Here is a 20,757-nt window from a genome sequence, read left to right as displayed (position 1 = left end):
CCTCTCTTCCACCCTATGTCACGGGTGGCGGGAAGCTCAGTTGCCCGCCCGGGTGAGATCGGACACCTGACTGCGCGAGAGCGAGACGCCCGCTCCCTGCATCAGCTCATCGACGTGATCGCTCGCGAACGCGTTGACGATGGGCGCGGCGATCGTGCGCTGAGCGAGCAACCAGGCGATGGAGACCGCCGCGACAGGAGCACTCACTTCCTCGGCGACCTGGTCGAGAGCCCGCAGGATCTTGATCCCCCGGCGGTTCAGATGACCACGCAGCTGCTCACCGCGCACACCGCGCGAGGTGAGCGCTTTGCTGCGATGCCGACCCGACAGGAACCCGTGCTCGAGCGCGTGCGACGGCGTGACGGCGAGGTTCTGCGCACCGGCCACGAGGCGAAGATCACCCTCGAACGGCTGACGGCGGACGAGGTTGTACGGAGTGTCGATCACCTGGATGCGCGGGTAACCGGCCGCGGCCAGGATGCGTGCTTCCACGAGTCGCTCCGGGGCGAAGCCGAATGCACCGACCGAACCGATCTTGCCGGCATCCGTCATCCACTCGACGGTCGCCAAGGTGTCTTCGAGGTTGGTCGTCGCGTCGAGGGTGGCATCGAGATAGAGCACATCGATGCGGTCGACCCCGAGCCTGGTCAGCGATCCCTCGACGGCACGGACGAGGTTGACCGAACCGAGGCCGGGGTTGTCGGCATGGGCGCCGATGCGGACGCTCAGGACGCTGCGCTCGCGCTGACCGCGCGACCGCAACCACTGCCCGATGATGTGCTCGCTGCGTCCGCCGGAGAAGCCATCAGCGGTGTGGATGGCGTTTCCGCCGAACTCCACGTAGCGGTCGAGAATGCCGTGGCTGGTCTCGAGATCGACGTTCCAGCCGAACTCCGCGGCGCCGAGCATCAGAGGGAACGTCTCGAAGCCCGTTTCACCGAGGGCGACGCGGATGGACTCCCCTATCCCGGGTCCGACGATCGGGATGGGCGCGGACGGATGCTCGGCAGCGCCCTGCTTGGCGCCTTCCTCAGACGCTCCTGCGCCTACGCTGAACAACCGCATACTCTCTCACCCCCGCGTCGATCGGTGCGTGCCGACCTGCGTACCTGCTGGATCTGCACCCCCCGGTGCGTACTTCGAGAGTAAGCGAATTCCCCGAACGCCCCGACCAATCCAGGGAACGGCGCGGAAACACCGGATAACGATTTGGTCACACCCCTGGACGAGGAAACCCGGGCCCCCTCTTCGCGAAGAGGCCCGGGTTCCGTTCGAATGTCGCCTTACTCGGCGGCTGCGTCCTCTGCATGGGCAGCCTCGGCAGCCGGAGCGTCGTCGAGGACGGGCTCGAGCGAGAGCTTGCCGCGGTCGTCGATCTTCGTGATCTTCACGAGGATCTTCTGGCCGACCGAGAGCACGTCATCGACGTTCTCGACCCGCTTGCCACCGGCGAGCTTGCGCACCTCGGTGACGTGCAGGAGGCCGTCCTTGCCCGGGAGCAGCGAGACGAACGCACCGAAGGTGGCGATCTTCACGACGGTTCCGAGGAACTGCTCGCCGACCTCGGGGTTGGTCGGGTTGGCGATCGCGTTGACCTGGGCACGGGCAGCCTCGGCCGAGGGGCCGTCGGTCGCGCCGATGTAGACGGTGCCGTCCTCCTCGATGGAGATCTGCGCGCCGGTCTCGTCCTGGATCGCGTTGATCGTCTTGCCCTTCGGGCCGATCAGCTCGCCGATCTTGTCGACCGGGATCTGCACGCTGATGACGCGAGGCGCGGTGGGCGCCATCTCGTCGGGGGCGTCGATTGCGGCGTTCAGGACGTTGAGGATCGTCAGACGAGCCTCACGAGCCTGGGTCAGCGCACCGGCGAGCACCTGCGTCGGGATGCCGTCGAGCTTGGTGTCCAGCTGGATGGCCGTGACGAACTCGCTGGTTCCGGCGACCTTGAAGTCCATGTCGCCGAGCGCGTCCTCCGCACCGAGGATGTCGGTCAGAGCCGCGTAGCGGGTCTCACCGTTGACCTCGTCGGAGACGAGACCCATCGCGATGCCTGCGACGGGAGCGCGCAGCGGCACACCCGCGTTCAGCAGCGAAAGGGTCGACGCGCAGACGGAGCCCATCGAGGTGGAACCGTTGGAGCTGAGCGCCTCGGACACCTGACGGATCGCGTACGGGAACTCCTCGCGGCTCGGCAGCACCGGCACGAGGGCGCGCTCGGCGAGGAAGCCGTGCCCGATCTCGCGACGCTTCGGCGAACCGACACGGCCGGTCTCACCGGTCGAGTAGGGCGGGAAGTTGTAGTGGTGCATGTAGCGCTTGCTCGTCACAGGCGACAGCGAGTCGATCTGCTGCTCCATCTTGAGCATGTTCAGCGTGGTGACACCCAGGATCTGGGTCTCGCCGCGCTGGAAGATCGCAGAGCCGTGCACGCGCGGGATGACCTGCACCTCGGCGTCGAGCGGGCGGATGTCCGCCAGCCCACGGCCGTCGATACGAGCGCCCTCGGTGAGGATGCGACCGCGGACGATCCTCTTGGTGACCGACTTGTACGCGGCCGAGAACTCGAGCGGGGCCGCAGCCGGGAGCGAACCCGCCTCGGTGGCTTCGATGAGCTCCGCCTTCACGCGGTCCTTGATCGCATCGTCGGCGGTCTGACGCTCCACCTTGTCAGCGATCTGGTAGACATCGCTGAGCTCGGCGAACGCGCGCTCGGAGACGAAGCTGTAGACCTCGTCGCTGTATGCCGGGAAGACCGGGTAGACGCCCGGCTCCTTCGACGCTGTGGCGGCGAGCTCGGCCTGAGCCTTGACGAGCTGAGCGATGAACGGCTTCGCGGCCTCGAGACCCTGAGCGACGATCTCTTCGTTCGGCTTGGTGGCGCCGGCCTTGATCAGGTTCCAGCTGTGCTCGGTGGCCTCAGCCTCGACCATCATGATCGCGACGTCTTCGGTGCCATCGGCCTTGGTGACGACACGACCGGCGACGATCAGGTCGAACACGGCCTCCGCGACCTGCTCGGCGGTCGGGAACGCGACCCACTGGTCGGCGTGCTCGCCCTGGCCGGGGACGAACGCGAGGCGCACACCGGCGACCGGCCCGGAGAACGGGAGACCCGAGATCTGCGTCGACGCGGATGCGGCGTTGATGGCGAGAGCGTCGTAGAACTCGCCGGGAGCGATCGACATCACGGTGATGACGACCTGGACCTCGTTGCGCAGGCCGTCGACGAACGACGGACGCAGCGGACGGTCGATCAGACGGCAGACGAGGATCGCCTCGGTGGAGGGACGACCCTCACGACGGAAGAACGAGCCGGGGATCTTGCCTGCAGCATAGGAGCGCTCTTCGACATCCACCGTCAGGGGGAAGAAGTCGAAGCCCTCGCGCGGGTGCTTTCCTGCGCTGGTGGCTGAGAGGAGCATGGTCTCGCCGTCGAGGTACGCGGCGACTGCGCCCTGAGCCTGCTGCGCGAGGCGGCCGGTCTCGAAGCGGATGGTGCGGGTGCCGAAGCGGCCGTTGTCGAGAACGGCCTCGGTGGCGGTGATTTCAGGACCTTCCAAGAGGTCTCTCCTTCTTTGTTTAGACTCGCGAATCCATGTGACGCGCGAGCGTGTTCAGAGGAGCGGAACGGAAGGGTTCGGGCGCGCGGGCATTCCCGCGAATCTCGCCTGCGCTGGCCACCAGTAGAAAGCCACCCGACACCTGCCGAGGAACCCACCACAGGGGACCAGCTTCTCCGCCGATCGCTCCATGAGTCGATATGAAATTGTGCGGTTGACAGACATCAACCTCATCCACTCTACCAGCGCGGCCCTCGAATCCTGCGAGTCGGCGCCCGACGCGGATCGGACATCGACCGGCCACGACACGTTCACCCCGCGGACGCCGAGGCGAGACCGGCATCCGCTGTGGTGGGTTCATGCGCCTCTCCGTCATCGGCTGCGGTTATCTCGGAGCCGTTCATGCCGCCGCCATGGCCTCCCTGGGACACGATGTCGTGGGCATCGACGTCGACCGGCACAAGGTCGCCTCGCTCGCGTCGGGCGCTGCGCCGTTCTTCGAGCCACGGCTCGCCGAGCTCATCACGGAAGGCCTGTCGACCGGAAGGCTCCGTTTCAGCGATCGGATGGCCGACGCCTCCGGCGCAGACGTGCACTTCCTCGCAGTCGGCACCCCACAGTCCCCGGGTGCGCACGCCGCGGACCTCAGCTATGTCGATGCGGCCGTCGACGGTCTGCTCCCCCACCTGCGCGCCGGAGACGTGGTGGCCGGCAAATCCACCGTTCCCGTCGGCACCGCCGGCACCCTCGCCGCTCGCATCTCCCCCACCGGTGCAACGCTCGTCTGGAATCCGGAGTTCCTCCGCGAGGGCTGGGCCGTGCACGACACCCTGACACCGGACCGTCTCGTCGTGGGCGCGGCACCGGATGTCCCGGGTGAGCGCGCCGTAGAGGTCCTCCGTGCCGTGTACAGTGCCGCCGTCGACAGCGGAGTGCCGTTCCTGGTGACGGATCTCGCGACCGCGGAACTGGTCAAGGGAGCGGCGAACGCCTTCCTCGCCACGAAGATCTCCTTCATCAACGCGATGGCGGAGATCGCGGAGGCGTCCGGGGCAGACGTCGCCCTGCTCGCCGACGCACTCGGTCATGACACGCGGATCGGGCGGCGCTATCTCGGCGCGGGCATCGGATTCGGCGGCGGTTGTCTGCCCAAGGACATCAGGGCGTTCGCCGCGCGGGCGGAAGAGCTGGGCCGCGGTGAGGCGGTCGGCTTCCTGCGTGAAGTCGACGCGATCAATCTCCGGCGTCGCGATCGAGCCGTGCAGATCGTCGTGGATGCTCTGGGCGGTCTGGTGTTCGGTCGCAGGATCGCCGTGCTGGGCGCGGCGTTCAAGCCTTTCAGCGACGACATCAGGGACTCACCTGCCCTCGACCTGGCCGTACGCCTTCGCGGCCTGGGCGCTGATGTCGTGGTCACCGACCCCGCTGCCGTCGACAACGCGGCCATGGTGCATCCGCAGCTCGGCTACGCCCGTGACCGCGACGAGGCTCTGCGGGAGGCCGACGCCGTCGTGGTCGTCACCGAGTGGGATGAGTATCGACGGGACCTCTCGCCGGAGCACGCCGGGGCACTCGTGCGGGGCCGGATCATCGTCGACGGCCGCAACTGCCTCGACTCGACCGCTTGGCGCGCCGCCGGCTGGCAATACCACGGCATGGGTCGGCGCTGACCGAGCCGGGCCTCAGGGCACGACCGCAGCGAACGCCGCAGACGGTCGGCCGAGGTACACGTACCCATCGTGCTTCGCGATCCTCCCGTCACCGGCCGCCCGGCCGTTGAGCCGGCGCCAGACCCACGGAAGCGCATGCCGGCGCCACCACACGCCGGCACCGATGGCCTCATGCTCGTGCATCGCGGCGTCGAGCACCCCGAGCGCATCGGCATCGGGGACACCGAGCACTTCGGCGGCACGGTAGGCGAGGAAGCGGTGGCCCCGGCTGCTCAAGTGGACCATATCCTCTCCCCAGTTCGAGCGCTCGGCCAGCGAGGGGTGCAGATCCGTGTCGATCAGGATGGCACCGGTGCGGGCGGCGATCCCACTCAACGCGGTGGCGAAGGCGGAGAACCTCCGCGTATAGATCGACGCAGCTCGACGGCCGGGGAGAAAAGGCGTGACGAGGAGAACGTCGGCCCCGATTCCCCGTAGACGGCGCACGGCGTCCTCGAGCTCTGCGGCGAGCGCGGTGACATCGACACGGGGCTTCACGAGGTCGTTCGCACCGATCAGGATCGACACGAGGTCGGGCCGAAGCTCGAGTGCCCTGGCCAGCTGCAGCCCGGCGACGTCTCGGACGCGCTTGGACCTGATGGCCAGGTTCGCGTAGTGCAGACCTCCTCTGGCGGCGAGCAGGAGCGCGAGACGGTCGGCCCATCCTCTCAGCGCACCATCGGGGGCCGGATCGCACAGTCCTTCCGTGAGAGAGTCACCGAGCGCGACATACCGCCGCCACCGACGGGAGACGATCGCCGCGGGCGGTTCGGGGCGCACGAGGCGACGAGCGCGAGCCCGGGAATCCGCCGCATGCAGCGTCTTCGCCTCGTCGAAGTGGTCGAGGAGCTGATCGCACACCTTCTCCCAGCTGCGCTCCTGCACGGCTTCGCGGCCGGCCTCACCGAAAGCCCGTCTCTTACGCGCATCGCCGGCGAGGTCGGACACCCGGTCCCGCAGATCGCCGAGGTCCCCGGGTCGGTAGAGCCATCCGTCGATGCCCATGCGCACGAGACCCAGCGGACCGCCGCGCCCCGTCGCGATCACGGGGACACCGCTCGCGTGGGCTTCCTGCAGGGTCTGACCGAATGTCTCGCTCTCCCCGGGGTGGACGAACAGGTCGAAGGATGCCAGCGCCGCGGCGAGCGCCTCCCCGTCGAGGTGGCCGAGGAAGAGCGCATCGGGAAGCAGTCCCTGCAACTTCGTTCTGCTGGGGCCGTCCCCCACGATCACCAGGCGTGTGCCGGAGATGCCGCGGAGCGCGACGAGGTCTTCGACCTGCTTCTCCGGTGCGAGACGTCCGACGTAGCCGATGACGACGTCGGCGCCCCAGCCGGCTCGGAGCGCGCCGTCGCGTCGCGACGGCTGGAACCGCTCGGCGTCGACTCCCCTCCCCCAGCGACGCACGCGATCGATGCCGAGTGCGGTGAGCTGTCTGGCCGAGTCGGCGGAGGGCGCGAGCGTGATCGTGGCGCGTCGATGCAGGCGGGCGATGTGAGCCTGGGCGATGCCCGTGGTCGCCGCGACCCGATAGCGCTCGGTGTATGCGGCGACGTCGGTCTGGTAGGCGGCGACCGCCGGCAGGTTCAGGCGCTCGGCGGCCAGCACCCCACGCCACCCCAACGCGAACGGGGAGGCGAGGTGCACGACGTCGGGCTGGAAGCGTGCGAGCGAGGTGGCGATGCGGTGGGCGCTCGACGTTCCTACCCTCACATGCCGGTACCCGGGAAGAGCGAGACTCGGTATCGGTTCGACGGGGGCACCGCTGATCTCGGACGGTGCGCCGACAGCCGCGGGCGCGACGACATGAGCTTCGTGCCCTCGACGTTCGAGGTGTCGCAGAATCTGCAGCACCGAGCCGGTGACGCCGTTCATGTGCGGAAGGAAGGACTCCGTGACGATGGCTACTCTCACAGGCCCAGGATGACGGTCCGCACGAGAGGGGACGCCCGCAGACGCCCTTCTGCACCGGATGTTCACCGGATGCTGGAGAACGGGTCACCGGCTATCCGTTCTTTGGTTCCCGTTCACCCTCTGCGGGCACAGTGGGCGACGTGCCGACGGATCTGCTGACCGCCTCGCTCGCTGGCCCCTGGAGTCTGGCCCTGATGAGCGTGCTCGTCGTGGGGGATGCCTTCTTCGTCGTGGTGCCCGGTGAGGTCGCGGTGACCGCCCTCGGTGCGGTCGCGGTCACGACGGGCTCACCGCCACTGTGGGCTGTGGTCGTGTGCGCTGCCGTCGCCGCGGCCCTGGGCGATGCAGGCTGCTACCTCATCGGGTGGTCGGTGGGCACGGAGCGCTGGCGGTGGATGCGGGCACCACGAGTGCTGCAAGCTCTGGATTGGGCTCGCCGCCGCTTGGACGGCGGGATGGCGACGGTGCTGTTCACCGCGAGGTTCGTGCCGTTCGCACGGCTTGCGATCAATCTGGTCGCCGGGGCTTCGCGTGTCCACCCGCCGCGCTACCTCGCGCTCGTCAGCCTCGCCGCGACCGGGTGGGCGCTGTACCAGGCCGCGGTGGGGGCAGCTGTCGCGACGCTCCTCCCCGGAGGACCGCTCGTGGCCGTGCCTGTCTCCATCCTGCTCGCGATCGGGCTCGGGGCACTGATCGACCTGTGCGTGCGCCGCTCGAGAGAGTGACCCGCACGAGCGCGTGCCCTAGGCTCGGGTCATGAGCACCGAAGAAGGCGCCTCCTCTTCCGAGGAGATGAAGCGCAAGTTCAAGGAAGCGCTCGAGAAGAAGAACGCGCACCACCGGCAGGGCGAGGCACACCTCGACGGCGATTCCGCCGTGCACAGTGCGAACGCCCCGCAGACGCGGCGCGAGTTCCGACGCAAGAGCGGTTGACCGCGCGGATGCGGGAGCCGGCTCGGCCGGGCTCCCGCATCCCCCATTTCGGTATCAGAGGCGGTCGGCGCGGAGCCGGGCCCGCTCCTCCTTCGCCGCCATCTCGGAGACAGCTGCTTCGCGGAGCTCCTGCATGTCAGCGGCCTGGGCGCCGCCCACGGGCTCGTGCGCATCGACGCCGTCGAGCAGGGACTCGTCGAAGGGCAGCTCCCCACTGAGCACGCGTCGCACGCGGTCGCGGTCGATCTGCTTCGTCCACGTGCCGATCAAGAGGGTCGCGACAGCGTTGCCGGTGAAGTTCGTGAGAGCTCGCCCCTCGGACATGAACCGATCGATGCCCACGATGACCCCGACGCCGTCCACCAGGTCGGGGCGGTATGCCTGGAGACCGCCGGCGAGGGTGGCGAGGCCAGCCCCGGTGACTCCGGCGGCGCCCTTGCTCGCGATGATCATGAACACGAGGAGACCGATCTGCTCGCCGATCGTCATCGGCTGTCCCATGCCCGTGGCGATGAACAGCGAGGCCATGGTCAGGTAGATGGCCGTGCCGTCGAGGTTGAACGAGTACCCGGTCGGAACGGTGATGCCCACGACCGGCTTGGAGACGCCGACGAACTCCATCTTCGCGATCAGCCGGGGCAGTGCGGACTCCGAGGACGACGTTCCGACGATGAGCAGGTACTCCCTGGCGAGGTACTTCATGAGCGCGAAGATGTTCACCCTCGTGACGGTCCACAGCAGCACCCCGAGGATGACGACGATGAACAGGATGCAGGTGATGTAGAAGGCGACCATCAGCGTGCCGAGGCTCCAGATCGCGGCGACGCCGGTCTTGCCGACCACGGCGGCGATCGCGCCGAAGGCCCCGAGCGGAGCCAGCCACAGGATCATGCCGAGGATGCGGAAGACGAGCTTCTGGAGCTGCTTGACCGCCTCCATGATCGGGGCCCCACGGTCGCCGAGCCCCTGCAGGGCGAAACCGACGAGGAGCGCGATGAACAGCACCTGCAGCACGCTCTCGCCCGTGAACGCCGAGAAGAACGTGGTCGGGATGATGCCGAGGATGAACTCCTGTGTCGTCTTGGCCTCCGCCTCGACCGCATCGTACGTCGACGAGGCCATGTCCAGTCCGGAGCCGGGGTGGATGATGTTCCCCACCACGAGACCGATCGCGAGGGCGAAGGTCGACATGACCATGAAGTACAGCAGCGCGAGTCCACCGATCTTGCCGACGGTGGCCGCCTTGGCGATCGACCCCACACCGACCACGATCGTGCAGAAGATGATCGGGGCGATCATCATCTTGATCAGAGCCACGAATCCCTTGCCCAGCGGCTCGAACGCCTGTCCGACCTCGGGCCAGACGAGACCGACGACCGCACCGAGCACGACCGCCAGGAGCACCGACACATACAGCCAGGTGTGCCGGTCCCACGATTGCTTCCCTCGCCGCCAGTTGAACTTCGGCAGTGAGAATCCTGTTGTGAGCGCCATCGCGTCCTCCTCGATCATCGACGTCATCGTCCGGTGGGCGGCTGCTTCGCCGCCGATCAGAGTTCACGGTCCTCGACTTCCCGCATCGGGGCGAGTTGTGGTCGTATTGGTCACGGCACCTGAGCATCGACGATCGGAGGAAGCGATGGCGCGCCCCTCCCGCACCCGCAGCACCGCATCCCGTGTGTTCGCGGTACTGCTGGTCGCCGCCGTCGTGATCGGCATCCTCGTGGCGGGCTTCCTGGTGCTGGAAGCGCAACGATCGATCCGCGCCGAGGCGGAACGGGTCACGGCCGCCACCGCCGTCTCGCTCGCCGCGTCCCCGGACGTCATCGACGGTCTGAGCTCGGAAGACCGGGAGGCAGCCACGCGGGTGCTCGAGCCCTACTCGCTGACAGTGGTCGCCGGAGCGGGGCTCGATTTCATCACGGTGATGACTCCGGACGGCACGCGGATCACCCATCCCGACGCCGACCAGATCGGCGGAACCTACCTGGGCACGATCCCCGCGTCGCCGCGCACACTTACCGAGGAGTTCACCGGCACCCTGGGGCCATCGGTACGGACCATCGTCCCGGTCACCGCGCCGGATGACGACCTGATCGGCTGGGTCGCCGCAGGGGTGACGACCGAGTCCATCAGCGACACGCTGATCCGCCGCCTGCCTCTCACACTCGGCATCACGATCGCCCTCGTCGCCCTCGGCGCCGGTGGCGCGATCATCGCTCGTCGCGTGACCCGCCGTATCGCCGGCGACCTCCCGCCCGGCCAGCTGCGCGACGCCGTGTCGTCGTACGAGTCGATCCGCACTCTGGGGGAAGCGCTGCGGGCGCAGACGCACGAACACGGGAACAGGATGCACACTGCAGTGGCTCTGCTAGAACTCGGACGCCGTGACGAGGCGATCGAGATCCTCACGGAGACGTCCCGTCAGAGCCAGTCCCTCGTCGACCAGGTGACCGCGCGACGCCACGGCGATCCGGCCGTCGGGGCGCTCCTCCTCGGGAAGGCCTCCCAGGCCAAGGAACGCGGCATCGACTGGCGGGTGCGCATCGAGCCGGACACTCCCCGCACTCCCCTGTCGACCGTGGACGCCGTGTCCGTGCTCGGCAACCTGGTGGACAACGCCATGGATGCCGCGGCCGAATCGGACGACCGGTGGGTGCAGGTCTCGCTCCGTCCGCACGAGGGCCGCGGAATCGTGCTGGAGGTCTCCGACAGCGGTCCGAGAATAGCGCCGGCCGTGCGCGAGCGGATGTTCGACCAGGGGTTCTCCACGAAGCCCGCCGATGCACAGGGGCGTGGCATCGGCCTGGCGCTCGTGCGCTCGGTGGTGAGCGGGGCGGGTGGCTCGGTGACGGTGACGGACTCCCCGACGACCTTCCGAGTCGTCCTCCCCGCCGCGGGAGAACGGCAGGGGCGGCGGCAACGATGATCCGCACGCTGATCGTCGACGACGACGCACTCACGCTCGAACTGCACCGCGACTACCTGGCCCGTCTCGACGGCTTCGAGGTGACCGGGGAGTGCACGGGCGCCCGCGCCGCGATGACGGCAGTGCTCGATCGGCCCGGCGCATTCGATCTCGTGCTGCTCGACATCACGATGCCGGACGGCTCGGGTATCGACGTGCTCCGCGCGCTCCGAGCACGCTCCGCCGCGCTGGACGTGATCGCGATCACCAGTGTGCGCGACGCCGAGTCGGTGCGGCAGATGGCGGCTCTCGGGGTGTTCCAGTACCTCGTCAAGCCGTTCCCGTTCGCCGTGTTCCGCGAGCGGATGGAGCAGTACCGCGCATACCGGAAGCAGGCGCGCTCCACCGAGGGCGAGGCCACGCAAGCCGAGATCGATGCACTGCTCGGCCGCTCCACGGGCACGATCGCGCTGCCCAAGGGGCTCTCGACGACCTCCTTGGACAGGGTCGCCGGGGAATTGCGCGCCGGCGGCCCGCTGTCGGCGCGGGAGGCGGCCGAGCGACTCGGCATGTCGCGGGTCGCGGTGCGCCGTTACCTGGAGCATCTGGTCGTCGAGGGTGTGCTGACACGGGGCGCACGCTACGGCACACGGGGACGGCCGGAGACCGAGTACGAGTGGAGACGCCCCGGACCGCCTCCCGCCTAGGTCAGCGCGGCAGGCGTCCTTCGTGGAGCAGACCCTCAGGGTCGAGACGCAAACGCACGCTGCGCAGTCGAGCCACATCGTCGGCGGTGCCGCAACGGTCGAGCGACTGATCAGGGCCGAGGAAGGTCGCCACGGTCTGCGAGGCCTCGTTCGGCGCCAGGAGCTCACGGAACGCCACGAGACTCGCGTCGCCCGGCTCGGTCGGCACACCGGGGATGACCGGGACGAGAGCGTGCAACAGCCAGCCGGCGGACTGCAGCGATGCGAAGCCCGAGCGGCGCGGGGCGTTCAACGCACCGCCGAGCATGCGGAGATCGATGCCCATGATCGGCCAGTGCTCCGGCAGCTCCCTGAACTCGAGGAGGGCATCGATCGTCTCGTCGTCGAGGATGCTCAGAGCCATCGAAGCACCCCGGCCAGGGGTCGGCTCCGTGGGCTCGTTGGATGCGGCAGCGAGCGCAGCGGGCGAAGTCGGGCCGGTGATCTCCCTGCGCACCTCCCCCGCTCTACGCACCGTGTCGACCAGTTCGTCCTGCGGCCCATCGGTCGACAGCGCCTGGACGGTGAGGAAACTACGTCCCCTGATCTGCTCAGGCAGCTCCGGCGCATCCGGCATGCGCATCGAGTTGACGAACACGTTGAACGTCGCAGGCGCTGATGCGGCGAGGTCGCGGACCGCACGGACGACCGCGGGAGCGTCGGCGACATCGAAGGTGAGGTTGGCGCCCCAGATGTCCGGTGCCGGCACGAGCTCGATCTCGAGCGCGGTCACGATACCCACCAGGCCCCCGGCCCCTCTCAGCGCCCACATGAGGTCGCTGTCGGTGTCATCGTCGACGCGCTCATGCGTGCCGTCAGGGCGGAGCACCCACGCCGCGCGCAGGTTGTCGGAGCCGAGACCACCCGTGCGGCTGAACCATGAGTGCCCGCCGCCCAGCGTGTATCCGGCCACGCTGACGACCGGGCTGGTGCCGGCCGGCGCGACCCACCCGGTTCCCTCCAGCGCCTCGACGATCGCACCCCAGCGCACCCCGGCGCCGACCGTCGCGACCCCGCTCTCGAGGTCGAGGGACAGCTCGTCGAACGCGCTCATGCGCACCAGGACGGCACCACTCAGGTCGCCGGACGCGCCGTGGCCGCTCGGCTGGAGCGCGAGGCTCGTCCCCGATTCCCGTGCTGCGCGCAGGAGCGCGCGGAGGTCGTCGACGTCGGCGGGCGTCGCGACGGCATCCGGATGCTGCTCGATCGCGAGATTCCACGGTCGACGCGCCGCCGCGTACGCCGTGTCTGTGGGAAGGATGAGGGTTCCGGTCAGCCGGTCCTGGAGCGCGACGATGGCGGGGTGCGTTGGCATGACGCCACCGTACGACATCCCTCGGACATCGTCGATGGCGTCATGCGCGCTCACTCGCCGGCGAGGCCGCCGAGCATGTGGCCGAACGAACGCCCCTCGCCCAGGTACGTGGCAGGGTCGTAGGGATCGACCGTCTCGGACGCCCCGCGACGTGCGATCGCCTCCGCGAGCTCCTTGGCGCCCTTCTCCACGCGCTTGGCGAGCGGAGCGACGTCGTCACCCGCGCCGCCCCAATCGCTCGAGGCCGCGAACACTCCGGTCGAGACGGCCTCCGCGTGGAGGTACGCGAACAGCGGGCGGATCGCGTAGTCGATCGCCAGCGAGTGCCGGGCCGTGCCCGCGTTCGCCCCGATGAGCACGGGCTTCCCGGTGAGGGCGTCCGGGTCGAGCACGTCGATGAACGACTTGAACAGGCCCGAGTAGCTCGTCGAGAAGATCGGCGTCACAGCGATCAGCGCATCGGCGGAGACCACGGTGTTGATCGCGGTCTCGAGCGCCGGCGGCGCGAAGCCTGTGAGCATGTTGTTCGTGATGTCGTGCGCGTAGTCGCGCAGCTCGATCACGTCGACGCTCGCCTCGATGTCGTGTGCGGCGAGGGCCTTCACGGTCTCGGCAGCGAGGCGGTCGGCGAGCATCCTGGTGGAGGACGGGTTCGACAATCCCGCCGAGACGACGGCGATACGACGCATGGCCATCTCAGGCCTCCTTCCGGCCGATTCCGAACGACGCACCGGCAGGTGCCGGGGTGTCCTGGTAGGGCGAGTCGCCCGTGAGGTTGTCGCCGCGGTTGGCGCCGGGACGCGCCTGACGGGTCGGCCCGTCACCGAACTCGGCCTTGACGCGCGCGGCGTGCGTCGGCGCGTCCGGCACAGATGCAGGGCGGTCCTTCGCCAGCTCCTTGCGCAGCACGGGGACGACCTCGGAACCGAGGATGTCGAGCTGCTCGAGGACCGTCTTCAGGGGCAGGCCCGCGTGGTCGATGAGGAACAGCTGGCGCTGGTAGTCCCCGTAGTGCTCGCGCATGCCGGCGTAGCGGTCGATCACCTGCTGCGGAGAGCCCACCGTCAGCGGGGTCATCTCCGTGAAGTCCTCCATGCTCGGACCGTGGCCGTAGACGGGTGCGTTGTCGAAGTACGGGCGGAACTGGTTCACCGCGTCCTGCGACTTCGCGGCCATGAACACCTGGCCGCCGAGTCCCACGATCGCCTGCTCGCGCGTGCCGTGACCGTAGTGCTCGAAGCGCTGACGGTACAGCTCGATGAGCCGCTGGTAGTGCTCCTTCGGCCAGAAGATGTTGTTCGCGAAGAACCCGTCTCCGTAGTAAGCGGCCTGCTCCGCGATCTCCGGGGTGCGGATGGAGCCGTGCCATACGAACGGGGCGATGCCGTCGAGCGGACGGGGCGTCGAGGTGAAGCCCTGCAACGGGGTGCGGAACTTGCCCTCCCAGTCGACGACGTCCTCGCGCCACAGCTTGTGCAACAGGGCGTAGTTCTCGATCGCGAGCGGCAGACCCTGCCGGATGTCCTGGCCGAACCAGGGGTACACCGGGCCGGTGTTGCCGCGTCCGAGCATGAGGTCCATGCGTCCGTCGGATACGTGCTGCAGCATCGCGTACTCCTCGGCGATGCGCACGGGGTCGTTCGTGGTGATGAGCGTCGTCGACGTGGAGACGATCAGGCGCTCGGTCTGCGCGACCAGTGCCGCCAGGAAGGTCGTGGGGCTGGAGGACCAGAACGGCGGGTTGTGGTGCTCGCCGATCGCGAAGACGTCGAGTCCGACCTCTTCGGCGTGCACGGCGATCGCCGTCGTCGCCTTGATGCGCTCCTGCTCGCTGGGGGTGATTCCCGTGGTGGGATCGCGGGTGATGTCGCTGACCGACATGATGCCGAACTGCATCGCCTGCGCGCCTGACTGCTCGCTCATGATTGCTCCGTGTCTCCGAACCGGACGACTCGCATCCCGTTCTATTCATTTGAATGTATCTGTGTCAACGCGCTCACTTCAACTTTATTCCCGGCCTGTAGCCTCGAACGATGAGCAGTGCCGGCGCCGACATCTCAGGGCCCACCACAGGATCGGTTCCCCGCAGGCGGAGGCGTGTGCCGTTCTGGGACAACGCGCGCTACGTCTGCATCGTGCTCGTCGTGCTCGGTCACGCGATCCAGCGCCTGACGTACGACTCCGACATCGCCTTCGCGTTCTATCTGGCGCTCTACGCGTTCCACATGCCGGCGTTCGCCATCATCTCCGGCTACTTCTCGAAGTCCGGCTCGCCCTCCAAGACGCAGATGGCCAGGGTGATCACGGACATCCTGGTCCCCTACGTCATCTTCGAGACGCTGTGGACACTCACCAAATGGCTGGTCGAGGGCCAGGTCGATCCGAACATCACGAAACCGAGCTGGACACTGTGGTTCCTCCTCGCGCTCGGGATCTTCCGTCTCGTGCTCCCGTACCTCGCACTGCTTCGGTGGCCGCTGCTGTGGACCGTGGTCATCTCGGTCGGCGTGGGTTACCTGCCGAACGTCGACAGCACGTTCTCCCTGTCCCGCACCCTGGGACTCCTCCCCTTCTTCACGCTGGGCTGGTGGCTGCGCGAGCACGACATCGTGGACAGGTTCCGTCTGCTCGACTTCCGTCCCTGGTGGATCCGCGGCGGCGCCGTCGCGATCTTCGCGCTGGCCGGCTGGGCGGCCTGGAACTGGCTTCCGCTGTGGCAGGCGGCCGACCTGCGGCACTGGCTCTTCTACGAGGACTCCTATGCCGACCTGGGCGGGGAGCAGTGGTGGGCCGGCGGGGTGCGGATACTCCTGATGATGCTCGCCGTCGTGCTCAGCGCCGCCTTCTTCGCCCTCATCCCTCGGGGTGCCCACTGGTGGACGACATTCGGCCAATACACGATGTACGTGTTCCTGCTGCATTCGTTCGTGCTGTACCCCTTCCGCGAGAGCGGGATCCTGCAGAGCCTCGAGCCGACCTGGATCTGGCTCCCCCTCGTCACCGTGTCGTCGGTGCTGATCGCCCTCGCGCTGGCGACGAAGCCGATCAGGTGGGTCTTCCGCCCGCTGGTGGAACCCCGCCCAGGGTGGCTTTTCGCCGACCCGGCGCTGGCCTCCATGGAGGGGCGCCGGAACGACCCGACGGGATCGCGGCGCCCGCGCCAGACAGGACGATAGCCTCGAAGGTGTGAGCCGCGCACAGACCGTTCGAGACCGCATCGTCGAACGCATCGAGGAGACCGGGTTCGGCGCTCACGGGCTGCACGTCCGCATCGCCACCGAGACCGCCGACCACCGCTGGGCCGACGACGTGCGGGAGGACGTCCACTCCGTCGCGAAAGGCGTCTGCGTTCTGGCTGCGGGACTGGCCGCCGACGAGGGTGCCGTGTCGCTCGACGCGCCCGTCGTCACGTACCTCCCCGACTTCGAGATGGGAGCTGGCGTCGAGGACGTCACGCTGCGGGATCTGCTCTCGATGACCAGCGGGATCGATCTGCCCTGGTCGGAGACCCTGATGACGGACTGGCCGGACCTCGCCCGCGAGTTCCTGCGACGCCCGTCCGGCGGACGATCGTTCCAGTACTCGAACGCGAGCACGTACACCGCCATGACCGCGCTTGCCGCACGCGTCGGAGATGTGGGCGACTACCTCGACGCCCGACTGTTCCGCCCGCTCGGCATCGACGACGTGGAATGGGAGCGCAGCCCCCAGGGCCGCATCGCCGCGGGAGGAGGCCTGGCCTTGCGCACCGATGAGCTGGCGCGCCTCGGCCTGCTCATCAGGGAGCGCGGCGCGTGGGAGGGCCGACAACTGATCTCTCCCGGATGGATCGACGCGATGCACACGGAATGGCGGGTCGCCGGCGAGAACGCGGGCTACGATCGCTACGCCCTCGCAGGATGGGGCGGCCCCGGGCCGGCATGGAGACTTCACGGCGCCTACGGCCAGCTGCTGATCTTCCTCGATGACGCCGTGGTGACGATCACGGCCGACGATCACTTCGGCGCCGATGCCGTCGCCGCGTTCGCGGTGGAGACGCTCACGAGCACACGCGAGCCGTGACCGCTCAGGAGAACAGCGCGGCTCCCACGTAGGAACCGGGGCTCGCGCCTGCCGGCACCGCCCAGATACCCGAACCGACATGGCGGATGTACTCGTTCATGAGGTCGGTCGACAGTCGACGCTGAAGCGCGATGAACTGCGCGGGGTCACGCTGATACGAGAGGAAGAACAACCCGGCGTCGAGACGACCGAGCTCGTTGTTCCCGTCGACGTAGTTGTAGCCGCGGCGGAGGATGCGGATGCCGTCGTTGTGTTCCGGGTGCGCGAGGCTCACGTGACTGTCGGCGTCGATCGCCTTGCTGTGGAAGTCCGGAGCGGTGAACTCGTCGCCACCGGAGAGCGGCGCACCCTCGCCCTTATCGCGACCGATGATCGTGTCCTGCTCGGAGAGCCGCACCCGGTCCCAGGTCTCGATGAGCATCGCGATCTTCCTGGCCACGAGATAGGAACCACCGGCCAGCCATGCCGGCTCGTCTTTCGCGGCCACCCAGACGTGATCGCTCAGCGCCTCGGTGTCGTCGGCGAGGATGTTCGCGGTGCCGTCCTTGAACCCGAAGAGGTTACGCGGGGTCGCCTGCGTCGCCGTGGTGCGCGACGTCTTGCCGAAGCCGAGCTGCGACCAGCGCAGGCGCGCGCGGCCGAACGCGATGCGACTGAGGTTGCGGATGGCGTGCACCGCTACCTGGGGGTCGTCGGCACAGGCCTGGATGCAGAGGTCACCATGAGAGGTCTGAGGATCGAGATCGTCGCCGAGGAATGCGGGCAGACGCTCCAGACCTGCCGGCCGCTGCGCGGCGATGCCGTACCGGTCACCGTCCTCGTTCTCGAAGAGACCGGGCCCGAAGCCGAACGTGATCGTGAGTCCCGCAGCGGGCAGACCCAGCGCCTCTCCTGTGTCGTCCGGAGGCGCCTCCGCCGCTCCGCCGACCGCGCCCGTCGCGCTGACCTCGAGCCCCTGCGCCATGCGCGAGGCCGCATACGACCAGTCCTGCAGCAGGGAGATCAGGTCATCGCGGTCGGTGCGCGGCATCATGTCGAAGCTGGCGAAGTGCAGGTGGTCCTGCACCGGAGTGGTGATGCCCGCTTGATGCTCTCCGAAGAAGTCGTAGGCGGAATGCGCGTCGTCGGCGGCCCTGGCGCGGCCCAAGGCCACTCCGCCGGTGAGGCCGGCGCCCGCCCCGACAGCGAGCCCCGCGACACCGCCGCCGATGGCCAGCCCGAGAAGGCCGCGCCGGCTCAGTCCGGTCGGTGTCGATGACGCGCCCGACGCCGATTCTCCGTGCGCGGCAGCCGCTTCTGACTCGTTCACGTCCGTGATCGCATCCGCTAGGCCGACTCGACGCTGATCAGTCGAGGACCGTGCTGGTGAGCTGCGACAGCGGCTCGGCCAGGGCGTTGATCAGATCGGTGAACTCGCGCTTGTCGGCCTCGGTCAACTCCGAGTAGCCCACGAATCCGGCTGCGAGCGAACCGTGGATCGCGAGCGAGTCCTCGAGCGCGGTGTAACCGGTCTCGATCTCGGCGACAAGTTCCTTACCCTGATCACCCTGTGCGGCGGCGAACTCCTGCACGAGCGAGAACGCCATCTTGGAGCCCTCCACGTTTGCCGCGAAGTCGTAGAGATCCGTGCCGGACCACCAGTCCTCCTCGCCGGAGATCTTGCCGGTCGCGACCTCGTCGAGCAACGCGATCGCTCCGTTGGAGATGCCGCCGATGCCCTGGTCGTCGAGCGCGGTGGTGAAGTCGTCGGAGTGCACGTAGTCGTACAGCTCCTGCACGTCGGCGAGCAGCAGGTCGCCGTAATCGGCACGCTCTTCCGGTGTCGACGGCGCCCAGTCCTGCCACGCAGGGGTCTCACCATCCGCATTCAGCGCGTCCTGCGCGGGCACCCACAGATCCTTCTCGATGCGGTGGAAGCCGGTCCAATCGAGCTTCTCGGCGACGGCGTCGACCTCTCGGTAGTCGATCCGCGGGTCGAGGTCGCCCAGCGCCTCCGCGACGGGCTCGATGCGCTCGTAGAACGCGCGTGTCTGCGGGAACAGGGTGCGCGCGGTCTCGTCGTCGCCGGACTCGTAGGCGGCGACGAAGTCCTCGACCGCCGGGACGAGCTGGCCCACCTGGTCCTTGACGAAGGCGCCGTAGAGGTCGACCGCCTTCTGCTTCTGCTCGGCATCGGGACCGTCGACCGCGACACGGTCCCCGGTGACGGTGAACGCCGTCTTGCCGACGCCGTCGCCGACCATGCCCGGCTTGCAGAGGGTGAAGTAGTCGCCGGGCTGGGCCAGCACGGTCAACGTGCGCGATGCGGCCGGTGCGATGTTCTCGACCTCACCCACGATGCGGAGGCCGTCGTCGGCGAGAAGGTAGAATTCCGTCACCTGACCGGTGTCGTTCTTGACGTTGAAGGTGAGAGTCCCGCTCTCGGCAGTCGACGCCGACACGGCGCAGTCGCTGTCGGTCGACGAGACGTCGAACGCCGCCGTGGCCTGTGCATCGCTCTTCGCGACGCAGCCGCTGAGGACGAGCGCCGCGGCGCCGGTGGCGGCCAGCACCCCCAGGATCCGGTGCGAGGTGGTCATGCTGCTCCTTGAGGTGAGAGGGAGGGAGATGTCGATGAGGGCTCCGTCGGACTCTGCGGCTTCGCCGCGCGCCTCGAGCGGAGGCCGCGGATGTACAGCCATCCGACGATCGAGATGTAGAGGACCCAGGCGACGACCTGCAACCAGGTCATCGCCGGCATGAATCCGATGGTCGCCTGCAGGATCGAGGCGAGGGGGCCGCCCGGGGCGATCGTCGCCGAGACGTCGAATGCCCAGCCGAAGGGGAAGGCTGCCCATCCGACGGCCACACCGCCGGTCACCGCATCGATCGGGGCGAGGGCGGTGAACGGGCCAGGGAGCGCTCCGGCCTCTTGGAGGTCCATCAGCGCGTAGGCGAGGACACCGGCGGCGACGATCACGAGGAAGCCCCCCGTCCAGGCGAAGAAGCGGCGGAGATCGAGTCGTAGTGCGCCGCGGGAGATCAGCCAGCCGATGATCACGGCAGCGATCAGTCCGAGCAGCGCGCCCAGCAGCGCCGAGGGGGCGTCGCCGAAGGACTGGACCATCGACCACAGCAGCAGCGTGGTCTCGATGCCCTCGCGCGCGACCGATACGAAGCCGATGGCGATGAGGGCCCAGAGCCCACCGACGGTGAGAGCGCGATCGATGCCGCCCTCCAGCGTCGCCTTCATGCTGCGACCAGCGCGCTGCATCCAGAAGATCATCCAGGTCACCATGGCCACGGCGAGCAGCGAGAGCCCGCCCCCGATCAACTCCTGCGCCTGGAACGTCAGCTCGTACGCACCGAAGGTGAGCACAGCGCCGATGCCGAGCGCCAGGACGATCGCGAGACCGACTCCTGCCCACATCTTCGGGAGTGCATCCTTCCGGCCGAGACGACGGAGGTAGGCGACGAGGATGCCGACGACGAGCGCGGCTTCGAGACCCTCGCGGAGCCCGATGAGAAATGTGGCGAGCACGGAAAACACTCTCTGCGGTGACTGAGGTAAGGCGGCCCTTACCGAAGGATGACTCTAGCACCGCGATGGACGTGCTCCGAACCCCGACGG

At 68.3% G+C, this 20,757-nt stretch carries 17 protein-coding genes; 7 read left to right on the top strand and 10 right to left on the bottom strand.

Going from position 1 to position 20,757, the window contains the following annotated elements:
• Positions 1-36: 36 nt before the first annotated feature.
• Together AB4070_RS00535 and AB4070_RS00530 are read right to left on the bottom strand one after the other, a co-directional pair.
• Positions 37-1,065, bottom strand: a complete 1,029-nt coding sequence (locus AB4070_RS00535; RefSeq protein WP_378874817.1) for an aldo/keto reductase — start codon at positions 1,063-1,065, stop codon at positions 37-39.
• A 218-nt stretch (positions 1,066-1,283) separates the two neighbouring features.
• Positions 1,284-3,560 (bottom strand): polyribonucleotide nucleotidyltransferase, encoded by a 2,277-nt coding sequence (locus tag AB4070_RS00530; protein ID WP_441978462.1) that lies wholly within the window; start codon positions 3,558-3,560, stop codon positions 1,284-1,286.
• A 359-nt stretch (positions 3,561-3,919) separates the two neighbouring features.
• Between AB4070_RS00530 and AB4070_RS00525 the strand changes: the two genes are divergently transcribed.
• Positions 3,920-5,230 carry a UDP-glucose dehydrogenase family protein gene (locus AB4070_RS00525; protein ID WP_441978461.1) on the top strand — a complete coding sequence of 437 codons (1,311 nt, stop codon included), beginning with the start codon at positions 3,920-3,922 and terminating at the stop codon, positions 5,228-5,230.
• A 12-nt stretch (positions 5,231-5,242) separates the two neighbouring features.
• On the opposite strand, the gene AB4070_RS00520 is transcribed toward AB4070_RS00525, so the two are convergent.
• Complete coding sequence (locus tag AB4070_RS00520; RefSeq protein WP_441978460.1) at positions 5,243-7,183, bottom strand: GDSL-type esterase/lipase family protein; 1,941 nt, start codon at positions 7,181-7,183, stop codon at positions 5,243-5,245.
• 140 nt (positions 7,184-7,323) lie between these two features.
• On the opposite strand from AB4070_RS00520, the gene AB4070_RS00515 reads away from it, so the two are divergent.
• Both AB4070_RS00515 and AB4070_RS00510 read left to right on the top strand, forming a co-directional pair.
• Positions 7,324-7,908 carry a DedA family protein gene (locus tag AB4070_RS00515; protein WP_441978459.1) on the top strand — a complete coding sequence of 195 codons (585 nt, stop codon included), beginning with the start codon at positions 7,324-7,326 and terminating at the stop codon, positions 7,906-7,908.
• 31 nt (positions 7,909-7,939) lie between these two features.
• A complete protein-coding gene (locus tag AB4070_RS00510; protein ID WP_017830923.1) occupies positions 7,940-8,116 on the top strand; it encodes a DUF5302 domain-containing protein in 177 nt (58 codons plus the stop codon).
• 54 nt (positions 8,117-8,170) lie between these two features.
• Here the strand turns inward: AB4070_RS00510 and AB4070_RS00505 are convergent, their stop codons facing one another.
• Complete coding sequence (locus AB4070_RS00505; RefSeq protein ID WP_441978458.1) at positions 8,171-9,610, bottom strand: cation:dicarboxylate symporter family transporter; 1,440 nt, start codon at positions 9,608-9,610, stop codon at positions 8,171-8,173.
• A 145-nt stretch (positions 9,611-9,755) separates the two neighbouring features.
• Here AB4070_RS00505 and AB4070_RS00500 point away from each other — a divergent pair, with 145 nt between their 5' ends.
• A complete protein-coding gene (locus AB4070_RS00500; protein ID WP_441978457.1) occupies positions 9,756-11,045 on the top strand; it encodes an ATP-binding protein in 1,290 nt (429 codons plus the stop codon).
• Positions 11,042-11,731, top strand: coding sequence for a response regulator (locus tag AB4070_RS00495; RefSeq protein ID WP_441978456.1), 690 nt, complete (start codon positions 11,042-11,044; stop codon positions 11,729-11,731). The genes AB4070_RS00500 and AB4070_RS00495 overlap by 4 nt, the downstream gene beginning before the upstream one ends.
• Before the next feature lies 1 nt (position 11,732).
• Here AB4070_RS00495 and AB4070_RS00490 read toward each other — a convergent pair whose 3' ends face one another.
• Genes AB4070_RS00490 through AB4070_RS00480 form a run of 3 tightly spaced genes read right to left on the bottom strand, consistent with a single transcriptional unit; the run spans position 11,733 to position 15,008 of the window.
• Positions 11,733-13,085, bottom strand: coding sequence for an FAD-binding oxidoreductase (locus AB4070_RS00490; RefSeq protein WP_441978455.1), 1,353 nt, complete (start codon positions 13,083-13,085; stop codon positions 11,733-11,735).
• A 50-nt stretch (positions 13,086-13,135) separates the two neighbouring features.
• A complete protein-coding gene (locus AB4070_RS00485; protein WP_282846888.1) occupies positions 13,136-13,780 on the bottom strand; it encodes an FMN reductase in 645 nt (214 codons plus the stop codon).
• Between the two features lies 1 nt (position 13,781).
• Positions 13,782-15,008, bottom strand: coding sequence for an LLM class flavin-dependent oxidoreductase (locus AB4070_RS00480; protein WP_441978454.1), 1,227 nt, complete (start codon positions 15,006-15,008; stop codon positions 13,782-13,784).
• A gap of 110 nt (positions 15,009-15,118) precedes the next feature.
• Between AB4070_RS00480 and AB4070_RS00475 the strand changes: the two genes are divergently transcribed.
• Positions 15,119-16,261: an acyltransferase family protein gene (locus AB4070_RS00475; RefSeq protein ID WP_441978453.1), complete on the top strand. Its 1,143-nt coding sequence runs from the start codon at positions 15,119-15,121 to the stop codon at positions 16,259-16,261.
• A gap of 10 nt (positions 16,262-16,271) precedes the next feature.
• On the top strand, positions 16,272-17,147 hold the full coding sequence (locus AB4070_RS00470) for a serine hydrolase domain-containing protein (RefSeq protein ID WP_441978452.1): 876 nt from the start codon (positions 16,272-16,274) through the stop codon (positions 17,145-17,147).
• Between the two features lie 4 nt (positions 17,148-17,151).
• On the opposite strand, the gene efeB is transcribed toward AB4070_RS00470, so the two are convergent.
• From efeB to efeU, 3 genes are read right to left on the bottom strand one after another with little or no spacing between them, the layout of a single operon-like run.
• On the bottom strand, positions 17,152-18,456 hold the full coding sequence (gene efeB / locus AB4070_RS00465) for an iron uptake transporter deferrochelatase/peroxidase subunit (RefSeq protein ID WP_441978451.1): 1,305 nt from the start codon (positions 18,454-18,456) through the stop codon (positions 17,152-17,154).
• 37 nt (positions 18,457-18,493) lie between these two features.
• Positions 18,494-19,726, bottom strand: a complete 1,233-nt coding sequence (efeO, locus tag AB4070_RS00460; RefSeq protein WP_441978450.1) for an iron uptake system protein EfeO — start codon at positions 19,724-19,726, stop codon at positions 18,494-18,496.
• The gene (efeU, locus tag AB4070_RS00455) at positions 19,723-20,667 is read right to left on the bottom strand and encodes an iron uptake transporter permease EfeU (protein ID WP_441978449.1); all 945 of its coding nucleotides are present in this window, start codon (positions 20,665-20,667) and stop codon (positions 19,723-19,725) included. The genes efeO and efeU overlap by 4 nt, the downstream gene beginning before the upstream one ends.
• Positions 20,668-20,757: the final 90 nt, after the last annotated feature.

Origin of the sequence: Microbacterium sp. 2RAF4, from assembly GCF_052115285.1 — a bacterium.
GTDB classification, from domain to species: Bacteria; Actinomycetota; Actinomycetes; order Actinomycetales; family Microbacteriaceae; genus Microbacterium; species Microbacterium oxydans.
The sequence above is the reverse complement of the archived record's forward strand: the minus strand, read 5'-3'. Positions and strand labels throughout refer to the sequence as shown.

Excerpts from the sequence above, each read along its gene's own strand:
- AB4070_RS00535 (WP_378874817.1), bottom strand. The coding sequence starts at position 1,065 with ATGCGGTTGTTCAGCGTAGGCGCAGGAGCGTCTGAGGAAGGCGCCAAG.
- AB4070_RS00525 (WP_441978461.1), top strand. The coding sequence starts at position 3,920 with ATGCGCCTCTCCGTCATCGGCTGCGGTTATCTCGGAGCCGTTCATGCC.
- AB4070_RS00510 (WP_017830923.1), top strand. The coding sequence starts at position 7,940 with ATGAGCACCGAAGAAGGCGCCTCCTCTTCCGAGGAGATGAAGCGCAAG.
- AB4070_RS00505 (WP_441978458.1), bottom strand. The coding sequence starts at position 9,610 with ATGGCGCTCACAACAGGATTCTCACTGCCGAAGTTCAACTGGCGGCGA.
- AB4070_RS00500 (WP_441978457.1), top strand. The coding sequence starts at position 9,756 with ATGGCGCGCCCCTCCCGCACCCGCAGCACCGCATCCCGTGTGTTCGCG.
- AB4070_RS00495 (WP_441978456.1), top strand. The coding sequence starts at position 11,042 with ATGATCCGCACGCTGATCGTCGACGACGACGCACTCACGCTCGAACTG.
- AB4070_RS00490 (WP_441978455.1), bottom strand. The coding sequence starts at position 13,085 with ATGCCAACGCACCCCGCCATCGTCGCGCTCCAGGACCGGCTGACCGGA.
- AB4070_RS00485 (WP_282846888.1), bottom strand. The coding sequence starts at position 13,780 with ATGGCCATGCGTCGTATCGCCGTCGTCTCGGCGGGATTGTCGAACCCG.
- AB4070_RS00480 (WP_441978454.1), bottom strand. The coding sequence starts at position 15,008 with ATGAGCGAGCAGTCAGGCGCGCAGGCGATGCAGTTCGGCATCATGTCG.
- AB4070_RS00475 (WP_441978453.1), top strand. The coding sequence starts at position 15,119 with ATGAGCAGTGCCGGCGCCGACATCTCAGGGCCCACCACAGGATCGGTT.
- efeO (WP_441978450.1), bottom strand. The coding sequence starts at position 19,726 with ATGACCACCTCGCACCGGATCCTGGGGGTGCTGGCCGCCACCGGCGCC.